This window comes from Rhizobium sp. USDA 4016 (genome assembly GCF_056279705.1).
Genome location: NZ_JBWCCY010000004.1, coordinates 2,022,675 through 2,039,558, shown reverse-complemented (window position 1 = coordinate 2,039,558; position 16,884 = coordinate 2,022,675). Strand labels below are relative to the sequence as shown.

General features: G+C 60.4%; 17 protein-coding genes. 14 read left to right on the top strand and 3 right to left on the bottom strand.

All coding sequences use genetic code 11. From position 1 onward, the window contains the following. Positions 1-13 precede the first annotated feature (13 nt). From lpdA to ACZ9DP_RS25295, 6 genes are all read left to right on the top strand, one after another. On the top strand, positions 14-1,462 hold the full coding sequence (lpdA, locus tag ACZ9DP_RS25320) for a dihydrolipoyl dehydrogenase (RefSeq protein ID WP_476203932.1): 1,449 nt from the start codon (positions 14-16) through the stop codon (positions 1,460-1,462). A 54-nt stretch (positions 1,463-1,516) separates the two neighbouring features. Beyond that, positions 1,517-1,771, top strand: a complete 255-nt coding sequence (locus ACZ9DP_RS25315; RefSeq protein ID WP_074068010.1) for a GlsB/YeaQ/YmgE family stress response membrane protein — start codon at positions 1,517-1,519, stop codon at positions 1,769-1,771. Between the two features lie 14 nt (positions 1,772-1,785). After that, positions 1,786-2,034 carry a GlsB/YeaQ/YmgE family stress response membrane protein gene (locus ACZ9DP_RS25310; RefSeq protein ID WP_039844821.1) on the top strand — a complete coding sequence of 83 codons (249 nt, stop codon included), beginning with the start codon at positions 1,786-1,788 and terminating at the stop codon, positions 2,032-2,034. Between the two features lie 93 nt (positions 2,035-2,127). Further along, positions 2,128-3,099: a lipoyl synthase gene (gene lipA / locus ACZ9DP_RS25305; RefSeq protein ID WP_283071814.1), complete on the top strand. Its 972-nt coding sequence runs from the start codon at positions 2,128-2,130 to the stop codon at positions 3,097-3,099. A gap of 67 nt (positions 3,100-3,166) precedes the next feature. Continuing rightward, positions 3,167-3,733, top strand: coding sequence for a P-loop NTPase family protein (locus ACZ9DP_RS25300; protein WP_074068013.1), 567 nt, complete (start codon positions 3,167-3,169; stop codon positions 3,731-3,733). Positions 3,734-3,742: 9 nt separating this feature from the next. Continuing rightward, positions 3,743-4,189, top strand: a complete 447-nt coding sequence (locus tag ACZ9DP_RS25295; protein WP_074068015.1) for a type II toxin-antitoxin system RatA family toxin — start codon at positions 3,743-3,745, stop codon at positions 4,187-4,189. A gap of 27 nt (positions 4,190-4,216) precedes the next feature. On the opposite strand, the gene ACZ9DP_RS25290 is transcribed toward ACZ9DP_RS25295, so the two are convergent. The 3 genes from ACZ9DP_RS25290 to ACZ9DP_RS25280 form a co-directional block, all read right to left on the bottom strand. Continuing rightward, complete coding sequence (locus tag ACZ9DP_RS25290) at positions 4,217-4,525, bottom strand: hypothetical protein (protein ID WP_074070255.1); 309 nt, start codon at positions 4,523-4,525, stop codon at positions 4,217-4,219. A 71-nt stretch (positions 4,526-4,596) separates the two neighbouring features. Next, complete coding sequence (locus ACZ9DP_RS25285) at positions 4,597-5,097, bottom strand: CinA family protein (protein WP_476203931.1); 501 nt, start codon at positions 5,095-5,097, stop codon at positions 4,597-4,599. 2 nt (positions 5,098-5,099) lie between these two features. After that, positions 5,100-6,320, bottom strand: coding sequence for a bifunctional 2-C-methyl-D-erythritol 4-phosphate cytidylyltransferase/2-C-methyl-D-erythritol 2,4-cyclodiphosphate synthase (locus ACZ9DP_RS25280; protein WP_476203930.1), 1,221 nt, complete (start codon positions 6,318-6,320; stop codon positions 5,100-5,102). 145 nt (positions 6,321-6,465) lie between these two features. On the opposite strand from ACZ9DP_RS25280, the gene dusB reads away from it, so the two are divergent. The 8 genes from dusB (at position 6,466) to hflX (ending at position 16,608) form a co-directional block, all read left to right on the top strand. After that, positions 6,466-7,488: a tRNA dihydrouridine synthase DusB gene (gene dusB / locus ACZ9DP_RS25275; protein WP_476203929.1), complete on the top strand. Its 1,023-nt coding sequence runs from the start codon at positions 6,466-6,468 to the stop codon at positions 7,486-7,488. Beyond that, a complete protein-coding gene (locus ACZ9DP_RS25270; RefSeq protein ID WP_074068023.1) occupies positions 7,485-8,630 on the top strand; it encodes a two-component system sensor histidine kinase NtrB in 1,146 nt (381 codons plus the stop codon). Before dusB ends, ACZ9DP_RS25270 begins: the two co-directional genes overlap by 4 nt. Beyond that, entirely contained in the window at positions 8,627-10,078 is a 1,452-nt protein-coding gene (gene ntrC, locus ACZ9DP_RS25265) for a nitrogen regulation protein NR(I) (RefSeq protein ID WP_039844829.1), read from the top strand. The genes ACZ9DP_RS25270 and ntrC overlap by 4 nt, the downstream gene beginning before the upstream one ends. A 224-nt stretch (positions 10,079-10,302) precedes the next feature. Then, positions 10,303-12,573: a sensor histidine kinase NtrY-like gene (locus tag ACZ9DP_RS25260; protein ID WP_476205476.1), complete on the top strand. Its 2,271-nt coding sequence runs from the start codon at positions 10,303-10,305 to the stop codon at positions 12,571-12,573. Beyond that, complete coding sequence (gene ntrX, locus ACZ9DP_RS25255; protein WP_022715522.1) at positions 12,563-13,927, top strand: nitrogen assimilation response regulator NtrX; 1,365 nt, start codon at positions 12,563-12,565, stop codon at positions 13,925-13,927. Before ACZ9DP_RS25260 ends, ntrX begins: the two co-directional genes overlap by 11 nt. A 61-nt stretch (positions 13,928-13,988) precedes the next feature. After that, positions 13,989-14,852 (top strand): D-amino-acid transaminase, encoded by an 864-nt coding sequence (locus tag ACZ9DP_RS25250; protein WP_476203928.1) that lies wholly within the window; start codon positions 13,989-13,991, stop codon positions 14,850-14,852. A 110-nt stretch (positions 14,853-14,962) separates the two neighbouring features. Further along, positions 14,963-15,205 (top strand): RNA chaperone Hfq, encoded by a 243-nt coding sequence (gene hfq / locus ACZ9DP_RS25245; RefSeq protein WP_003539403.1) that lies wholly within the window; start codon positions 14,963-14,965, stop codon positions 15,203-15,205. A 77-nt stretch (positions 15,206-15,282) separates the two neighbouring features. Further along, the gene (gene hflX / locus ACZ9DP_RS25240; protein ID WP_476203927.1) at positions 15,283-16,608 is read left to right on the top strand and encodes a GTPase HflX; all 1,326 of its coding nucleotides are present in this window, start codon (positions 15,283-15,285) and stop codon (positions 16,606-16,608) included. Positions 16,609-16,884 lie beyond the last annotated feature (276 nt).

Sequence of the window (16,884 nt, the reverse complement as noted above, 5' to 3'; positions counted from 1 at the left end):
AGGGCAGGAATACATGGCTGAGAATTACGACGTCATCATCATCGGCTCCGGTCCGGGCGGCTATGTCGCCGCCGTGCGTGCCGGCCAGCTCGGTCTGAAGACCGCGATCGTCGAACGCGAGCACCTGGGAGGCATCTGCCTGAACTGGGGCTGCATCCCGACCAAGGCGTTGCTGCGCTCCGCCGAAATTCTCGACCATTCCACTCATTTGAAGGATTACGGCCTCGTTCTCGAAGGCAAGGTCGGTGCCGATGTGAAGGCCGTTGTTGCCCGTTCGCGCGGCGTTTCCGCACGCCTCAATAGCGGCGTCGGCTTCCTGATGAAGAAAAACAAGGTGGATGTGATCTGGGGCGAAGCCAAGATCACCAAACCCGGCGAGATCGTCGTCTCCAAGACTTCCAAGCCGGTTGTTGAGCCGCAGCATCCGTTGCCGAAGAACATCAAGAGCCAGGAAGGTACTTACACCGCCAAGCATATCATTATTGCGACCGGCGCCCGTCCGCGCGCGCTGCCGGGCATCGAGCCGGACGGCAAGCTGATCTGGACCTATTTCGAGGCGCTGAAGCCGGATGTCCTGCCGAAGTCCTTGATCGTCATGGGCTCGGGCGCCATCGGCATCGAATTTGCGAGCTTCTACCGCTCGATGGGTGTCGACGTGACTGTCGTCGAAGTCCTGCCGACGATCATGCCGGTCGAGGATGCGGAAGTGACCGCCATCGCCCGCAAGCAGCTGGAAAAGCGCGGCATGAAGATCTTCACGAGCGCCAAGGTGGCGAAGGTCGAGAAGGGCGCCGGCAGCATCACCGCCCATGTCGAGACGGCTGATGGCAAGATCCAGCACATCACCGCGGACCGTATGATCTCGGCCGTCGGCGTGCAGGGCAATATCGAGAATCTCGGTCTCGAAACACTCGGCGTGAAAACGGATCGCGGCTGCGTGGTAGTTGACGGCTATGGCAAGACCAACGTTCCCGGCATCTACGCGATCGGCGATGTCGCAGGCCCGCCGATGCTGGCCCACAAGGCCGAACATGAAGGCGTTGTCTGCGTCGAAAAGCTCGCCGGCCTGCCGAATGTTCATCCGACCGACAAGGTCAAGGTTCCGGGCTGCACCTATTGCCAGCCGCAGGTTGCCTCTGTGGGTCTGACGGAAGCAAAGGCCAAGGAACTGGGCCGCGACATCCGCGTCGGCCGTTTCTCCTTCGCCGCAAACGGCAAGGCGATCGCGCTCGGCGAGGACCAGGGCCTCTGCAAGGTGATCTTCGACAAAAAGACCGGCGAACTCCTCGGAGCGCATATGGTTGGCGCTGAGGTAACCGAGCTGATCCAGGGCTTCGTTGTCGCGATGAATCTCGAGACGACCGAGGAAGAATTGATGCACACGATCTTCCCGCATCCGACCGTCTCCGAATCGATGAAGGAAGCCGTGCTGGACGCTTACGGCCGGGTGTTGAACGCTTGATAATTTCCCTTTCCACCCACTATCCGAAGGTAGAAAAAACGAAAGGAAATCATCATGTCTATGGAGACGCAGGCATGGCTTGTCTTCCTCCTGATCGGCCTCGTTGCGGGCTTCCTCGCGAGCTTGGTCGTCGGCGGAGGCGGATTGATACGCTGCCTGCTCAGCGGCATCATCGGCGCGTTCGTGGGCGGGTTTCTGTTCAATGCGCTGGGTATATCGCTCGGCATTGAAAATGCGTTGGTCGTGCAGATCATTCACGCCACAGTCGGCGCCATTGTCGTGGTGTTGATTGCAAGGGCGATAGCTTAGGGAAAACGACAATCATGGAAGGCGTCGGCTGGATAGCGGCAATCATCATCGGCGGTTTTGCGGGCTGGCTCGCCGGCAAGCTGATGGAAGCGCGATATGGCATTGTGCTGAACATCGTGCTCGGCATCGTCGGTTCGGTAGTTGCGACCGCCATCTTGGCGCAATTCCACGTCGAGGTGGCCGCAGGACGGCTCGGCTACTTCGTCACCGGCTTCCTCGGCGCCTGCCTGCTGATATTCATCGCCCGGCTCGTGCGGCGATAATGCGCATCACGACTTGAATTGTAAGATTCGAGCAAAACGCTTATGTGCAGACGGATGACGAAGCCGCATGGGCGGCGGAAAGTTGATACTGCAATGGTAACCATTCTCGACACGGTCAATCCCGACGCCAAGCGCGTGCGGCATCCGGAAAAGGCGAACCGCCCCGATACGGAAGTCATGCGCAAGCCGGACTGGATCCGCGTCAAGGCCCCGACCTCGAAGGGCTATGCCGAAACGCGCGCGATCGTGAAGGAAAACAAGCTCGTCACCGTCTGCGAAGAAGCCGGATGTCCGAATATCGGCGAGTGCTGGGACAAGAAGCACGCGACCTTCATGATCATGGGCGAGATCTGTACCCGTGCCTGTGCCTTCTGCAACGTCTCGACCGGCAAGCCGAACGCGCTCGACATGGCAGAGCCTGAGAACGTCGCCAAGGCCGTGAAGGAGATGGGCCTTTCCCACGTCGTCATCACCTCGGTCGACCGGGACGATCTGGAAGACGGCGGTGCCGAGCATTTCGAGAGGGTGATCTGGGCGATCCGCGCCGCCTCTCCGGCAACCACGATCGAAATCCTGACGCCGGACTTCCTGCGCAAGCCGGGCGCCCTGGAGCGCGTCGTCGCCGCCAAGCCGGATGTCTTCAACCACAATCTGGAAACCGTGCCGTCGAACTACCTGACGGTCCGTCCAGGCGCCCGCTATTTCCACTCCATTCGCTTGCTGCAGCGCGTGAAGGAACTGGACCCGACGATGTTCACCAAGTCCGGCATCATGGTTGGCCTTGGCGAAGAGCGCAACGAAGTGCTCCAATTGATGGACGACCTGCGTACCGCCGACGTCGACTTCCTGACGATCGGCCAGTACCTGCAGCCGACCCGCAAGCACCACAAGATCGAGAAGTTCGTGACGCCGGATGAATTCAAGTCCTACGAAACCGTCGCCTACACCAAGGGCTTCCTAATGGTGGCATCGAGCCCGCTCACCCGCTCTTCGCACCACGCCGGCGACGATTTCACCCGACTGAGGGCGGCACGCGAAAAGAAGCTGCTGATGGCGGCGGAATAATCAACGAAGGCTTGCATTTTCTGAAAGCCGCGGCGATCGTCCCGCGGCTTTTTCTTTGGAGGATGCCATGGCCTGGTTGAGCGATGTCAGGGATGCCGCCCACCGGCTGAAGACGGCTGATCGCGTACTCGTCATTGGCTGCTCCGGCGGCGGCAAGACCACGCTTGCTCGGACGATCGCAACGCGCTTCAGCCTGCCCTTCATTTCCATGGATCGCGAGTTTTTCTGGCTGCCGGGCTGGGTCGCACGCGCACGGCCGGAGCAGCGGGCGTTGATAGCCGAACGGATCAAGCGAGATCGCTGGATCATGGACGGAACCAACACGTCGAGCTTTGATCTCCGGCTGCCGCGGACCGATATCGTCCTATGGGTCCGCATGCCTCGTCTGATATGCGTTTGGGGCGCCGTCAGCCGCTGGCTGAAGTGGATTGGGCGTACACGGCCGGAAATGACGCCGGGCTGCCCGGAGAAGGTCGATCTCGAATTCCTGCGCTACATCTGGAATTTCGAAAAGAAGCATTCGCCCATGGTTCTCGCCGCCATGGCCGCCCACGGCCCCGATGTCCCGGTTCTCCAGCTAAAATCACGCCATCAGATGCGCGAGCTTCTTGATCTTCTCGGTTCTCCCGCTTAACTGCCGATCATGCCGCAATTCGAAACGCATCACCGCGTCCCGCACTCCGCCGATCAGATGTTCGCCCTCGTGGCCGATGTGGAACGCTATCCGGAATTCCTGCCGCTCTGCGAAGCCTTGAGCATCCGCAGCTGCAAGGAGCGCGACGGCAAGATTTTGCTGATTGCCGACATGACCGTCGGCTACAAGGCGATCCGCGAGACCTTCACCACGCAGGTGCTGCTCAACAAGGCGGAGCGCTTCATCGACGTCAAATATATCGACGGGCCGTTCCGGTATCTCGATAATCGCTGGCGCTTTGAGGAGGCCGTCGGTGACGGGTGTACCATCCATTTCTTCATCGACTACGAGTTCAAGAGTCGCATTCTCGGTGCGCTGATGGGCTCGATGTTCGACCGCGCCTTCCGCATGTTTTCCGAGGCCTTCGAAAAGAGGGCGGAAGCGATCTACCGATAGCCGTCAGAAGGCCGTGTCCTGACAGCCTTACCGATCGAAGAAGTGATAGAAGTACCGATTTGCCGGATAGGCATATGCCCCCCGATCAATAAAGTTGCGCCGGGACAGGCAACTTCTCAGGGCCGCGTTGTAAACGAGGCTGTACCGGTTGGGCGACCCTCTTCGCCAGGACATCGCCTCGTACTGGCAATATCCAAGCGCACGGTCGTATTTAGCCAGCAAGACAGGGTCGGAATCGACGCGGATTCCGTGATATGTCTGATAGTTTGACGGTGCCTCGGCAGCCGATACGCAGCCCAGGCTCAAAGCAACTCCCATTGCGGCCAGATATCTCATCGACGTAACCCCTTGCGGAATGAAATCCGGCATAGGAACGGGCGCCAGTGCTCTTTGTTCCAAGCGCTGGATTAGGCGCGGTTTTCCTGGAGTTCGATCAGCATTTCCAGCGCGGTCTGTACGGTTGCAAGACGCACCTTGTCGCGGCCGATATCGCCATAGAGCATCTTGCGGCGGATGAGGGCGCCGGTGCGCGATTTCGCCGCCAGATGAACCAGTCCGACCGGCTTTTGCGGCGAGCCCCCGCTCGGCCCGGCAATCCCCGTCACGGCGACCGCTACGTCGGCGCGGGAGCGGAAAAGGGCGCCGTGCGCCATCTGCAGCGCAGTCTCCTCGGAAACGGCGCCGAAGCTTTCGAGTGTGCGTTCCTGAACGCCGAGCATCTCGATCTTTGCGGTATTGGTATATGTGACGAAACCGCGATCGACGACTGTCGAGGAGCCGGAGATTTCGGTGAGCGCGCCGGCGATCAGCCCCCCGGTGCAGGATTCAGCAGTTGAGATCATTTTCTTTGCCGTCGTGAAATCGCGCACGATGGTCTCCGCGAGCGAGAGAATGTCGGAGGTGAACATACTTACCCCTTTGCTCGGCGATAGACGACGGTCGCGGTTGCGATCGCCGCAATGCCCTCGCGGCGGCCGACAAAGCCGATCGTCTCGTTCGTCGTGGCCTTCACTGAGCAGCGGTCGATCGAGATACCCAGAAATTCGGAGAGATTGGTCCGCATCGCGTCGCGGTGCGGGCCGACTTTCGGCGCTTCGGCAATCAGCGAGACGTCGGCATTCATGATCGTGCCGCCGCGATCGCGCACGATCTTCGCCGCATGTTCGAGGAAGATGCGCGAGGGGGCACCCTTCCATTGTGGGTCCGAAGGCGGAAAGTGATCGCCGATATCGCCTGCGCCGCAGGTGGCAAGCAGCGCGTCCGTCAGGGCATGCAGCGCGACGTCCGCATCCGAATGGCCCTTGAGCCGCTGGTCGTGCGGGATGAAGACGCCGCAGAGCGTGACCCCATCGCCGGCTTCCAATTGATGCACATCATAGCCGTTGCCGGTGCGCACGTCGGGCAGCTGCGATGACGAAAGCCGGTCGTTGGCAAGGGCGATATCCCGTTTGACCGTCAGTTTCACGTTGTCGGCAGCACCTTCGACGATCGTCACGGGAATCCCCGCCCATTCGGCGATTGATGCGTCGTCTGTGAAATCCGTGCGGCCGATCTCGCTTGCCTTTTCATGCGCCGAGAGGATGGTGTCATAGACGAAGGATTGCGGCGTCTGGGCTGCGAAAAGATGCTCGCGCGACACCGTTTCCAGAACCGTGCCCGTACCGTCAGCCCGCTTCAGCGTGTCGGCAACAGGCATTGCGGGCAGGACCGCCGGCGCGCCGCCGGCCAGTGAATCGGCAATGCGATCGAGAAGCAGGTGGTCGAAGAAGGGGCGAACGGCGTCATGAATGAGGACATGCGTAATGCCCTTGTTTTTCAGGTGCCTTAGTCCGGCGAGAACAGACTGCTGTCGCGTTGCACCGCCGTGAACGGCTTCGATCGGCGTGGCGGACAGCACCTGGCGAAATGCCTTTGCCACCAGCGCGTCGTCGTCGGGATGGATGACGACGACGATGTGGGCGGCGTGCTCCCATGTCATGAAGTTTTCAAGCGTATGCGTGATAACCGGCTTTCCGCCGATTAACCGGTATTGCTTCGGACCTTCCTCATGCGAGCCCGCCCGCTCGCCGCGGCCGGCAGCAACGATGACAATTCCAGCCGAGATCGGTTGCTTCGAATGCATTTGCGGCATAAATCCCTAAAAATGCGCGGAAAGCGGCGTGACTGCTCTATCGCCTTCGCGGTCCGCTTTCCAGCATCTGCCCAAAAAATATCAATTCTCACCGAAGCCTCTTGGCAAGCCCCCTTAGTATGGCTAAAAATAGTGCAGCAGTATCGTGTGCCTGAAAGATAATCAATTGCATCCAGTAAATCTTGCGGCGCCCTTGCAGATCGGAAATGTCTCCGTGCGCAACCGCGTTGTGCTGGCGCCGATGTCCGGCGTCACCGACATGCCCTTCAGGCAACTCGCCTGGCGCCATGGCGCAGGCCTGGTTGTAACCGAGATGGTAGCGAGCAGGGAGCTCGTGAACAATTCGGCCGAATCATGGTCGCGACTGAGGGCTGCCGGCTTCAAGCCGCATATGGTGCAGCTCGCCGGCCGAGAGGCGCATTGGATGGCGCAGGCGGCCAAGATCGCGGCCGATAGCGGCGCCGACATCATCGACATCAACATGGGGTGTCCGGCCAAGAAGGTGATCGGCGGCTATTCCGGCTCGGCGCTCATGCGCGATCCGGATCATGCGCTGAGCCTTATCGAGGCAACCGTGAAGGCGGTCGATGTTCCGGTGACGCTGAAGATGCGGCTCGGCTGGGACGACAATTCGATTAATGCACCAGAGATCGCCAAGCGTGCCGAAGATGCAGGGGTAAAGCTGATCACCATTCATGGCCGTACGCGGATGCAGTTTTACGAAGGCAAGGCGAATTGGGACGCGATCCGCGCCGTTCGCAACGCAATTTCGGTTCCGCTGATCGCAAACGGCGATGTCGACACACAGGCAGATGCGCAGGAGATCCTTCGCCGCTCGGGCGCTGATGTGGTGATGATCGGGCGGGGTTGTCAGGGGCGGCCATGGCATGCAGGCGTGCTGGCTGGAGCACCCGCGCCGTCGCCGGAGAAAATACCGGACATTGCCGTCGAGCACTACGAAATGATGCTGGATTTCTATGGCGAGGCGACGGCTATCCGCCATGCCCGCAAGCACCTCGGCTGGTATCTGGAGCGTTTCGCACCGTTGCTGCCGGTTTCGCAGAAGGCGACAATCATGACATCGCATACACGGGCAGAAGTAGTCTCGCGCCTTCGCGATGCGCTGGCGGCCGGTTTGGAAATTTCAAAAAGCCGGGAGGCGGCATGATGGACAAGGTTCAAGCCGATCATACCGGCGGCGTTGCGATGGCAGTGCTGAACGCGATCCAGAATCCGGTGGTGATGGTCGACGAGGCGGGCTTGATCGCCTTCGCGAACTGGGAGGCGGAATCGTTTTTCGGCGCTAGCGCGTCGCACCTTGCCCGCTACAAGATTTCCACCTTCATTCCGTTCGGAAGCCCGCTACTGGCCCTGATCGATCAGGTGCGGGAGCGCAGGGCGCCCGTCAACGAATACCGCGTCGACCTGAGTTCGCCCCGTCTTGGCCAGGACAAGCTGGTCGATATCTACGTCGCGCCGGTGATCAGCGAGCCCGGTTCCGTCGTCGTGGTGTTCCAGGAGCGTTCGATGGCCGACAAGATCGACCGTCAGCTGACGCACCGGGCGGCCGCCCGGTCGGTGACGGGCCTTGCGTCCATGCTCGCCCACGAAATCAAGAATCCGCTCTCCGGCATTCGTGGTGCCGCCCAGCTTCTCGAGCAGTCGGTCGTCGATGAGGACCGCGCGCTGACGAGGCTCATCTGCGACGAGACCGACCGCATCGTGTCGCTGGTCGATCGCATGGAGGTCTTCTCAGACGAACGTCCTGTCGATCGTCTGCCCGTCAACATCCATTCGGTGCTCGACCATGTGAAGGCGGTGGCAAAGGCAGGCTTTGCCCGGCACGTCCGCATCACCGAGAATTACGATCCGTCGCTGCCTGCAGTTTACGCCAACCGCGATCAGCTCGTGCAGGTCTTCCTCAACCTCGTGAAGAATGCAGCCGAAGCAGTCGGAGACCGGCAGGACGGCGAGATCATGCTGACGACGGCCTATCGCCCCGGCATCCGCCTTTCTGTCGCCGGAACGCGCGAAAAAATCTCGCTGCCGCTGGAGTTCTGCGTGCAAGACAACGGTCCCGGCGTGCCGTCCGACTTGCTGCCGCATCTCTTCGATCCGTTCATCACCACGAAGACGAACGGCAGCGGCCTCGGCCTTGCACTGGTCGCCAAGATCATCGGCGATCACGGCGGCATCATCGAATGCGACAGCCAGAACAACAAGACGACGTTCCGCGTCCTTATGCCGGCTTCCAAGGATGCTTCGGCCGATGATGCGGCAATTGCAAACCCAACAGGAACTTCTCGATGACAGCAACGATCCTCGTCGCGGATGATGACGCGGCCATCCGTACCGTGCTAAACCAGGCGCTCAGCCGTGCAGGTTATGATGTTCGCATCACCTCCAATGCCGCCACGCTCTGGCGCTGGGTTTCGGCTGGCGAGGGCGATCTGGTCGTAACGGACGTGGTGATGCCGGACGAGAATGCCTTCGATCTGCTGCCGAGAATTAAGAAGGCTCGTCCCGAGCTGCCGGTGCTCGTCATGAGCGCGCAGAACACATTCATGACGGCCATCAAAGCCTCTGAGAAGGGCGCTTACGACTATCTTCCAAAGCCCTTCGACCTGACGGAACTCATCGGCATTATCGGTCGCGCGCTGGCGGAGCCGAAAAAGAAGCCAGCCAAGCTCGACGAAGACATGCAGGACGGCATGCCGCTTGTCGGCCGTTCCGCGGCCATGCAGGAAATCTATCGCGTCCTCGCCCGCCTGATGCAGACCGACCTGACGCTGATGATCACGGGTGAATCCGGTACCGGCAAGGAACTTGTGGCCCGCGCGTTGCACGATTACGGCAAGCGCCGCAACGGACCGTTTGTGGCGATCAACATGGCGGCCATCCCTCGTGACCTCATCGAATCCGAGCTCTTCGGCCACGAAAAGGGTGCCTTTACCGGGGCGCAGACCCGTTCCACCGGCCGCTTCGAACAGGCCGAAGGCGGCACGCTCTTCCTCGATGAAATCGGCGATATGCCGATGGACGCACAAACGCGTCTTTTGCGCGTCCTGCAGCAGGGCGAATATACGACTGTCGGCGGGCGTACGCCGATCCGCACGGACGTCCGCATCGTCGCGGCGACCAACAAGGATCTGAAGCAGGCGATCAACCAGGGGCTCTTCCGCGAGGACCTCTATTACCGCTTGAACGTCGTCCCGCTACGGCTTCCGCCGTTGCGCGATCGCGCCGAGGATATTCCGGACCTGGTTCGGCACTTCATCCAGCAGGCCGAAAAGGAAGGGCTCGGTACCAAGCGGTTTGACCAGGAAGCTATCGAGCTGATGAAGGCCTACGCCTGGCCGGGCAATGTGCGCGAGTTGGAGAACCTTATCCGCCGCTTGGTGGCACTTTATCCACAGGACGTGATCACGCGCGAGATAATCGAAGCCGAGCTTCGTTCCGACGTGCCGGACAGCCCGATCGACAAGGGGCCGATCCGTGCAGGATCAATGACGATTGCCCAGGCAGTGGAAGAAAACATGCGGACTTATTTCGCAAGTTTCGGCGATAATCTGCCGCCTCCGGGCCTTTACGACCGGGTGCTGACGGAACTGGAATATCCGCTGATCCTCGCCGCATTGACGGCCACGCGCGGCAACCAGATCAAAGCGGCGGATTTGCTCGGACTCAACCGCAATACGCTGCGCAAAAAGATCCGCGAACTCGGCGTCTCCGTTTACAGAAGCTCTCGAACAGCTTGACAAGGCTGCAGGCCGCGTTGCATTTTCGCCACAATGCGTTGCTTAAAGGTCACGCATAGGGTTTGGACTTCGCCATCGCATCGAGGCTGCTGAAGCTCATGTTTCAGGCTGTCCGGCGCCGTTTCAGCAGCAGGCTGAGACGCCGGGGGCTTTGCATGCATGGCGATCATATCCAGTCGATGAACCGTGACATACCGGCTTCTGCCGCTTGGAGTGATGACTTGATGAAGCAGGATGCGGCACCGCCTGCGGCAGACAGCGATACGGTCTCGACCGTTACCGATCGCCGGGCGCTGTTTGCGCTGCCGGGTCTTGTCCTGGCCGGCGGCGCGTTGCTCTGCGCGACGCTGACGCTCTTCATTCTGCTGGGTGTGACGCCGATCGACCCGACGACCCGCGTCGTCATCACTTCGGTCGTGGTGAATTCCTTCTTCGTGCTTGCACTGATAGCACTGATCGGACGCGAAGTTGCGCGGTTGCTCAAAGCGCGCACCCGCGGCCGCGCCGCTGCCCGTTTGCACATCCGGATCGTCGTCCTGTTCTCGATCGTCGCCATCACGCCGGCGATCCTGGTGGCGATCTTTGCAAGTATCACGCTGAATGCGGGGCTCGACCGCTGGTTCGCGCTGCGCACGCAATCCATCGTCAGTTCGTCGCGCAATATCGGCCAGGCCTACATGATGGAGAACGCCAGCTATCTGCAGGGCCAGACCATCTCCATGGCGAACGACCTGGAACGCAACCGGGTGCTTTACAACCTCGACCGCACGGGCTTCGGGGAGTTGATGACGCGTCAGGCGCGGGGCCGCGGGCTGCTTGGCGCATTCCTAGTTGAAAGCGACGGCACTGTCATCGTTCAGGCGGACATCAAGACCGAGAAACCGTTACCAGCGATCCCGCAGGATGCCCTGCAGAAAGCCGCCGCTGGCCAGCCGACGCTCATTCCGCCGGGCGTAACCAACCTTGTCGGCGCAATCATCAAACTCGAGCAGATTCCAAGCGCGTTCCTCTACACCGTGCGCGCCGTCGATCCGAAGGTCATGGGCGCAATGCGCATGATGGAGGAAAACGCAACGGAATACCGCTCGATGGAGGCGGGTCGCGTCTCGCTGCAGATCGCGTTCGCGGTTCTCTATATCGGTTTTGCCCTGATCGTGCTGCTTGCGGCGATCTGGACGGCTATAGCCGTTGCCGACCGGATCGTCCGCCCGATCCGCCTGCTAATCACTGCGGCCGACAGCGTGGCGTCCGGCAACATGGATATCGTCGTGCCGGTTCATGCGGTCGATGGCGACGTTGCAAACCTATCCCGCACGTTCAACAAGATGATTTCGGAAATCCGCACGCAGCGTGACGAGATTCTGGAGGCGAAGGACGAGGTGGACGACCGCCGCCGCTTCATCGAGGCCGTGCTGTCGGGTGTCACTGCAGCGGTGATAGGCGTCGAGAACGACCGGCGGATCACCATCGTCAACAGTTCTGCCGAGACGCTGATGTCGCTGCCGGCGCGCGAGATGCTCGGGAAGCAGTTGAATGAAATTGCTCCCGAAGTCGATCAGGTGCTGACCGAAGCCGCATCGCGCTACCGCGGCGATTTCCGCAAGCAGATTGCCCTCGTGCGCGGCGGAACGGTGCGAACGCTGAGCGTGCAGGTCACGCGCGAGGAAGTTCGCGATACAAGCGATTCCTACGTGATCACCCTCGACGACATTACCGATCTCGTGATCGCGCAACGCTCGACGGCCTGGGGCGACGTGGCAAGGCGCATCGCCCATGAGATTAAAAACCCTCTGACGCCGATCCAGCTCTCCGCCGAGCGCATCCAGCGCCGTTACGGAAAGCAGATCAATCAGGAGGATCGCACAGTCTTCGATCAGTGTACCGATACGATCATCCGGCAGGTTGGCGATATCGGCCGCATGGTGGACGAGTTCTCGGCTTTTGCGCGCATGCCCAAGCCGACGAAGGAACAGACCGATCTGCGCAATATTCTCCGCGATGCCATCTTCCTGCGTGAGATGGGCAATACGCATGTGAGCTTCCTGCAGGAATTCGGCGACAAACCGCTGGAGGGCCAGTTCGACAGCCGCATGCTGGGCCAGGCATTCGGAAACCTGATCAAGAATGCGGTCGAATCCATCGAGGCTGTTCCGAGCGGCGAGCGCGATCAACGGAAGGTTCTCGTCAGGGCGTCGTTGGACGAGAGCCGCGACCGCTTCACGGTCGACGTCATCGACAACGGCCGGGGACTGCCGGTGGAAAACCGGCACAGCATCCTGGAGCCCTACATGACGATGCGGGAGAAGGGCACCGGCCTCGGCCTCGCAATCGTCAAGAAGATCATTGAAGAGCATGGCGGGCAGTTGGAACTGCATGATGCGCCCGCCGATTTCGACCAGGGAAGGGGAGCCATGATCCGCGTGCATCTGCCGCGTCTCGACCCGGTTCCCGCCGCCCCGGCGTCAAATGACAAGGAAAGTGTGTATGGCCTCTGATATTCTCGTCGTCGACGATGAGCATGATATTCGCGAGATCGTCTCCGGCATCCTCTCTGATGAAGGACACGAGACGCGTACCGCGCATGACAGCGACAGTGCGCTTGCCGCGATTTCCGATCGCGCGCCGCGCTTGATTTTCCTGGATATCTGGATGCAGGGCAGCAAGCTCGACGGTCTCTCATTGCTGGACGAGATTAAGACGCGCCATCCCGACATCCCGGTCGTCATGATTTCGGGCCACGGCAATATCGAAACGGCTGTTTCCGCCATCAAACGCGGCGCCTTCGATTTCATCGAAAAGCCCTTCAAGGCTGATCGCCTGATCCTAATTGCCGAACGCGCGCTGGAAAACTCGAAGCTGAAGCGGGAGGTATCCGAGCTGAAGCGGCGCGCAGGCGACGCCGTCGAACTGATCGGCACTTCCGTCGCGGTCTCGCAGCTTCGCCAGACGATCGAAAAGGTCGCGCCGACCAACAGCCGCATCATGATCTTCGGCGCATCTGGCTCCGGCAAGGAGCTGGTGGCGCGGATGATCCACAAGAAGTCGGCGCGCGCCAACGGGCCGTTCGTGGCCTTGAACGCTGCGAACATTACGCCGGACCGCATGGAAGTCGCCCTCTTCGGGACGGAAGGCTCCCCTGGCCAAGCGCGCAAGACCGGGGCGCTGGAAGAAGCCCACCGCGGCATACTCTATCTTGATGAAGTCGGGGAAATGCCGCGCGAGACGCAGAACAAGATCCTGCGCGTGCTTGTCGACCAGCAGTTCGAGCGCGTCGGCGGATCGAAGCGCGTGAAGGTGGATGTCCGTATCATCTCTTCGACGGCTTACAATCTGGAAAGCCGCATCGCCGAAGGTTGGTTCCGCGAGGATCTTTACCATCGCCTCGCGGTCGTCCCCGTTCGCGTACCGGCATTGGCGGAACGCCGGGAGGACATCCCGTTCCTTGTCGATCAGTTGATGCGTCAGATTTCCGAGCAGGCGGGCATCCGCCTGCGCCGTATCGGCGACGATGCAATGGCGGTGCTGCAGGCTCATGACTGGCCAGGCAACATCCGACAGCTGCGCAACAATATCGAACGGCTGATGATCCTTGCACGCTCGGATGGCCCGGATGCGCCGATCACAGCCGACATGCTGCCGACGGACCTCGGCGACATGCTGCCCAAGGTGTCCGCCAAGAACGACTACCACATCATGACACTTCCGCTGCGCGAAGCCCGCGAGATGTTCGAGAAGGATTATCTGATCGCGCAGATCAACCGCTTCGGCGGCAATATCTCGCGCACCGCGGAATTCGTCGGGATGGAGCGCTCGGCGCTTCATCGTAAGCTGAAGTCGCTCGGCGTCTGATTGCTCCGGCGCAATTTTCTGCGCCGGTTTCCCATTTCATTGCCTTGGATGCAGGTTTTCCATGCCGAGAATTTCCTATGTTAATGGCCGCTACGTGCCGCACGCCGATGCGATGGTCCATATCGAAGACCGCGGCTACCAGTTCGCGGACGGCGTCTACGAGGTCTGCGAAATACGTCACGGCTTCATCGTTGATATCACGCGCCATCTCGACCGCTTGAACCGCTCGCTTGGCGAGTTGCGTATCGCCTGGCCGATGAGCCGCCAGGCGATGATCCATGTGATTCGTGAAACGGCGCGCCGCAACAAGGTACGCAACGGCCTGTTCTATCTGCAGGTGACGCGCGGCGTGGCGCGCCGCGACCATGTGTTTCCGGCCGAAGGCACCAAGCCTTCGCTGGTCATCACGGCCAAAAGCACCGATCCCGCGGTTATCGCGAAGAAAAACGCAAACGGCATCAAGGCGATCACCGTTCCGGACAATCGCTGGGATCGGGTTGATATCAAGACGGTCGGTCTTCTTTCGAATGCCCTGGTCCGCCAGCAGGCGAAGGAAGCCGGCGCCCAGGAGGCCATCTATGTCGATGCCAACGGCTGCGTGAAAGAAGGTGCCGCGACCAATGTCTGGATGGTCGACGCCGACGGCACCTTGATCACGCGCCCTGCCGAACGTGGTATTCTGCGCGGCATCACGCGCACGACGCTGATGGATGTCGCGGTGAAGCTTGACCTCAGGATCGCCGAGCGGAACTTCACCGTCGCCGAAATGCTGGCGGCACGCGAGGTCTTCATCACAGCTGCCACAAGCATTTGTTTTCCCGTCGTTTCCATCGACGGGCAGACAATTGCCAACGGTCATCCCGGCACGATCTCGCAGAATATTCGAGAAGTCTTTTTCGACGTTGCGGAAAAGATTGCGATTTGATACCAAGATTTGCTGGACGGAAGGGATGAGGGTTACCATCCGTCTTTCAGGAGAGGTTGATTAATATTCACCGGCCAGATCAAGCCGGCAATAAAGAAAGAAGCGGCGCGATGGCGGAACGTTCTCAGAATTTGCAGGACTTATTTCTCAATACTGTTCGCAAACAAAAGATTTCTCTCACAATTTTTCTCATTAACGGCGTAAAGCTCACGGGCGTTGTCACTTCTTTCGACAATTTCTGCGTTCTTCTTCGCCGTGACGGCCATTCGCAACTCGTGTATAAACACGCGATCTCAACGATCATGCCGGGTCAGCCCATGCAGATGTTCGAGAGCGAAGAAGCAGCGTCCTAACAAGGTCAGCAGTCATTTCGACACGCGATACCAGGAATGATTCCATCATCCCGGAGGCTCAGAGACTTCGGGATGATATGCGGGCAACCGTCGTCGTGCCTGTGCTCAAGCAGGCGCGGAGTAGGAGTGCGCCCACCGAAGGAGCTGCGACCCGCTCGCCGGAAAGCCGCCTTGAGGAAGCGACCGGTCTCGCTGAGGCAATCGATCTGGATGTGGTCAACGGCGCGATCGTACCGATCTCCGACCCGCGTCCGGCTACGCTGCTCGGCACGGGCAAGATCGAGGACATCAAGGCGCAGCTCGATGAGCATGATTCCGGCCTGGTGATCGTCGATCACCCGCTGACGCCGGTGCAGCAGCGCAATCTCGAGAAGGAGTGGAATGCCAAGGTCATCGACCGCACGGGCCTGATTTTGGAAATTTTCGGCCGCCGCGCCTCCACGAAGGAAGGCACGCTGCAGGTCGATCTTGCGCATCTGAACTATCAGAAGGGCCGTCTGGTCCGCAGCTGGACCCACCTTGAACGCCAGCGCGGCGGCGGCGGATTCATGGGCGGCCCGGGTGAAACGCAGATCGAAGCCGACCGCCGTCTGCTGCAGGATCGGATCATCAAGCTGGAGCGCGAGCTGGAGCAGGTCGTCCGCACCCGCCAGCTGCACCGGGCCAAGCGCAAGAAGGTGCCGCATCCGATCGTGGCACTGGTGGGCTACACCAACGCCGGCAAGTCGACGCTCTTCAACCGCATTACCGGCGCAGGCGTGCTCGCGGAGGACATGCTCTTCGCTACGCTCGACCCGACGCTTCGCCGCATGAAGCTGCCGCATGGCCGGACTGTCATCCTGTCCGACACCGTCGGCTTTATCTCCGACCTGCCGACGCATCTTGTCGCCGCCTTCCGCGCAACGCTTGAAGAGGTGCTGGAAGCCGATCTGATCCTCCACGTCCGCGATATGTCGGATGCAGACAATCAGGCGCAGAGCGCAGACGTGATGCGCATCCTGAAAGATCTCGGTATCGACGAGGCTGAAGGGGCACGACGCATCGTCGAAGTCTGGAACAAGATCGACCGTCTCGAACCGGAAACGCATGATGCGATGGTGCAGAAGGTTGCGGGCGCCGAAAACGTGGTCGCTGTTTCGGCCATCAGCGGCGAGGGCATCGATCACCTGATGCAGGAAATCAGCAAGCGCCTTTCCGGGGTGATGACCGCGACGACGATCAAGCTGCCTTTGGGCAAGCTGGCGCTGCTACCCTGGCTTTACGAACATTCTATCGTCGACGGCCGCGAAGACAATGAAGACGGCACGGTGACGCTCGACGTAAGGCTCGCCGAAAGCGAAGCCGCCGAATTGGAACGGCGCATGGGCGACGGCCCGAAGCCGCAGAAGGAAGACTGGGAATAGCGAGACGCCTGACCGCTTCTAAGCAAATTCGAGACCCGGCGTCCGTTGCGGATGAAAAGACGGTTCGGCACAGAAGCTGTCGCTGTTTGATGTCGCCTTGCCTCCTTTCTCATCCCTATGCCTGTCGAAGGGATCTCAAGTCCTTGGGTGCAGGAGACTTTTCTCTCGTGGCATGTGAGTCATTCACCGCGCGGACGCGCGGTGGCTGGCTTCCTGTGAGGCGAGTACGGGATGGACGCTGGTGGCAATGGGCAGTCATTCAGCGGATCCATACCG

Bases quoted from the DNA above. Each gene is read 5' to 3' on its own strand.
- ntrC (WP_039844829.1), top strand. From the start codon at position 8,627: ATGACAGCAACGATCCTCGTCGCGGATGATGACGCGGCCATCCGTACC.
- ACZ9DP_RS25295 (WP_074068015.1), top strand. From the start codon at position 3,743: ATGCCGCAATTCGAAACGCATCACCGCGTCCCGCACTCCGCCGATCAG.
- lipA (WP_283071814.1), top strand. From the start codon at position 2,128: ATGGTAACCATTCTCGACACGGTCAATCCCGACGCCAAGCGCGTGCGG.
- ACZ9DP_RS25285 (WP_476203931.1), bottom strand. From the start codon at position 5,097: ATGTTCACCTCCGACATTCTCTCGCTCGCGGAGACCATCGTGCGCGAT.
- lpdA (WP_476203932.1), top strand. From the start codon at position 14: ATGGCTGAGAATTACGACGTCATCATCATCGGCTCCGGTCCGGGCGGC.
- ACZ9DP_RS25270 (WP_074068023.1), top strand. From the start codon at position 7,485: ATGATGGACAAGGTTCAAGCCGATCATACCGGCGGCGTTGCGATGGCA.
- ACZ9DP_RS25290 (WP_074070255.1), bottom strand. From the start codon at position 4,525: ATGAGATATCTGGCCGCAATGGGAGTTGCTTTGAGCCTGGGCTGCGTA.
- ACZ9DP_RS25315 (WP_074068010.1), top strand. From the start codon at position 1,517: ATGTCTATGGAGACGCAGGCATGGCTTGTCTTCCTCCTGATCGGCCTC.
- hfq (WP_003539403.1), top strand. From the start codon at position 14,963: ATGGCGGAACGTTCTCAGAATTTGCAGGACTTATTTCTCAATACTGTT.
- ntrX (WP_022715522.1), top strand. From the start codon at position 12,563: ATGGCCTCTGATATTCTCGTCGTCGACGATGAGCATGATATTCGCGAG.
- hflX (WP_476203927.1), top strand. From the start codon at position 15,283: ATGCGGGCAACCGTCGTCGTGCCTGTGCTCAAGCAGGCGCGGAGTAGG.
- ACZ9DP_RS25310 (WP_039844821.1), top strand. From the start codon at position 1,786: ATGGAAGGCGTCGGCTGGATAGCGGCAATCATCATCGGCGGTTTTGCG.
- ACZ9DP_RS25260 (WP_476205476.1), top strand. From the start codon at position 10,303: ATGAAGCAGGATGCGGCACCGCCTGCGGCAGACAGCGATACGGTCTCG.
- ACZ9DP_RS25250 (WP_476203928.1), top strand. From the start codon at position 13,989: ATGCCGAGAATTTCCTATGTTAATGGCCGCTACGTGCCGCACGCCGAT.
- ACZ9DP_RS25280 (WP_476203930.1), bottom strand. From the start codon at position 6,320: ATGCCGCAAATGCATTCGAAGCAACCGATCTCGGCTGGAATTGTCATC.
- ACZ9DP_RS25300 (WP_074068013.1), top strand. From the start codon at position 3,167: ATGGCCTGGTTGAGCGATGTCAGGGATGCCGCCCACCGGCTGAAGACG.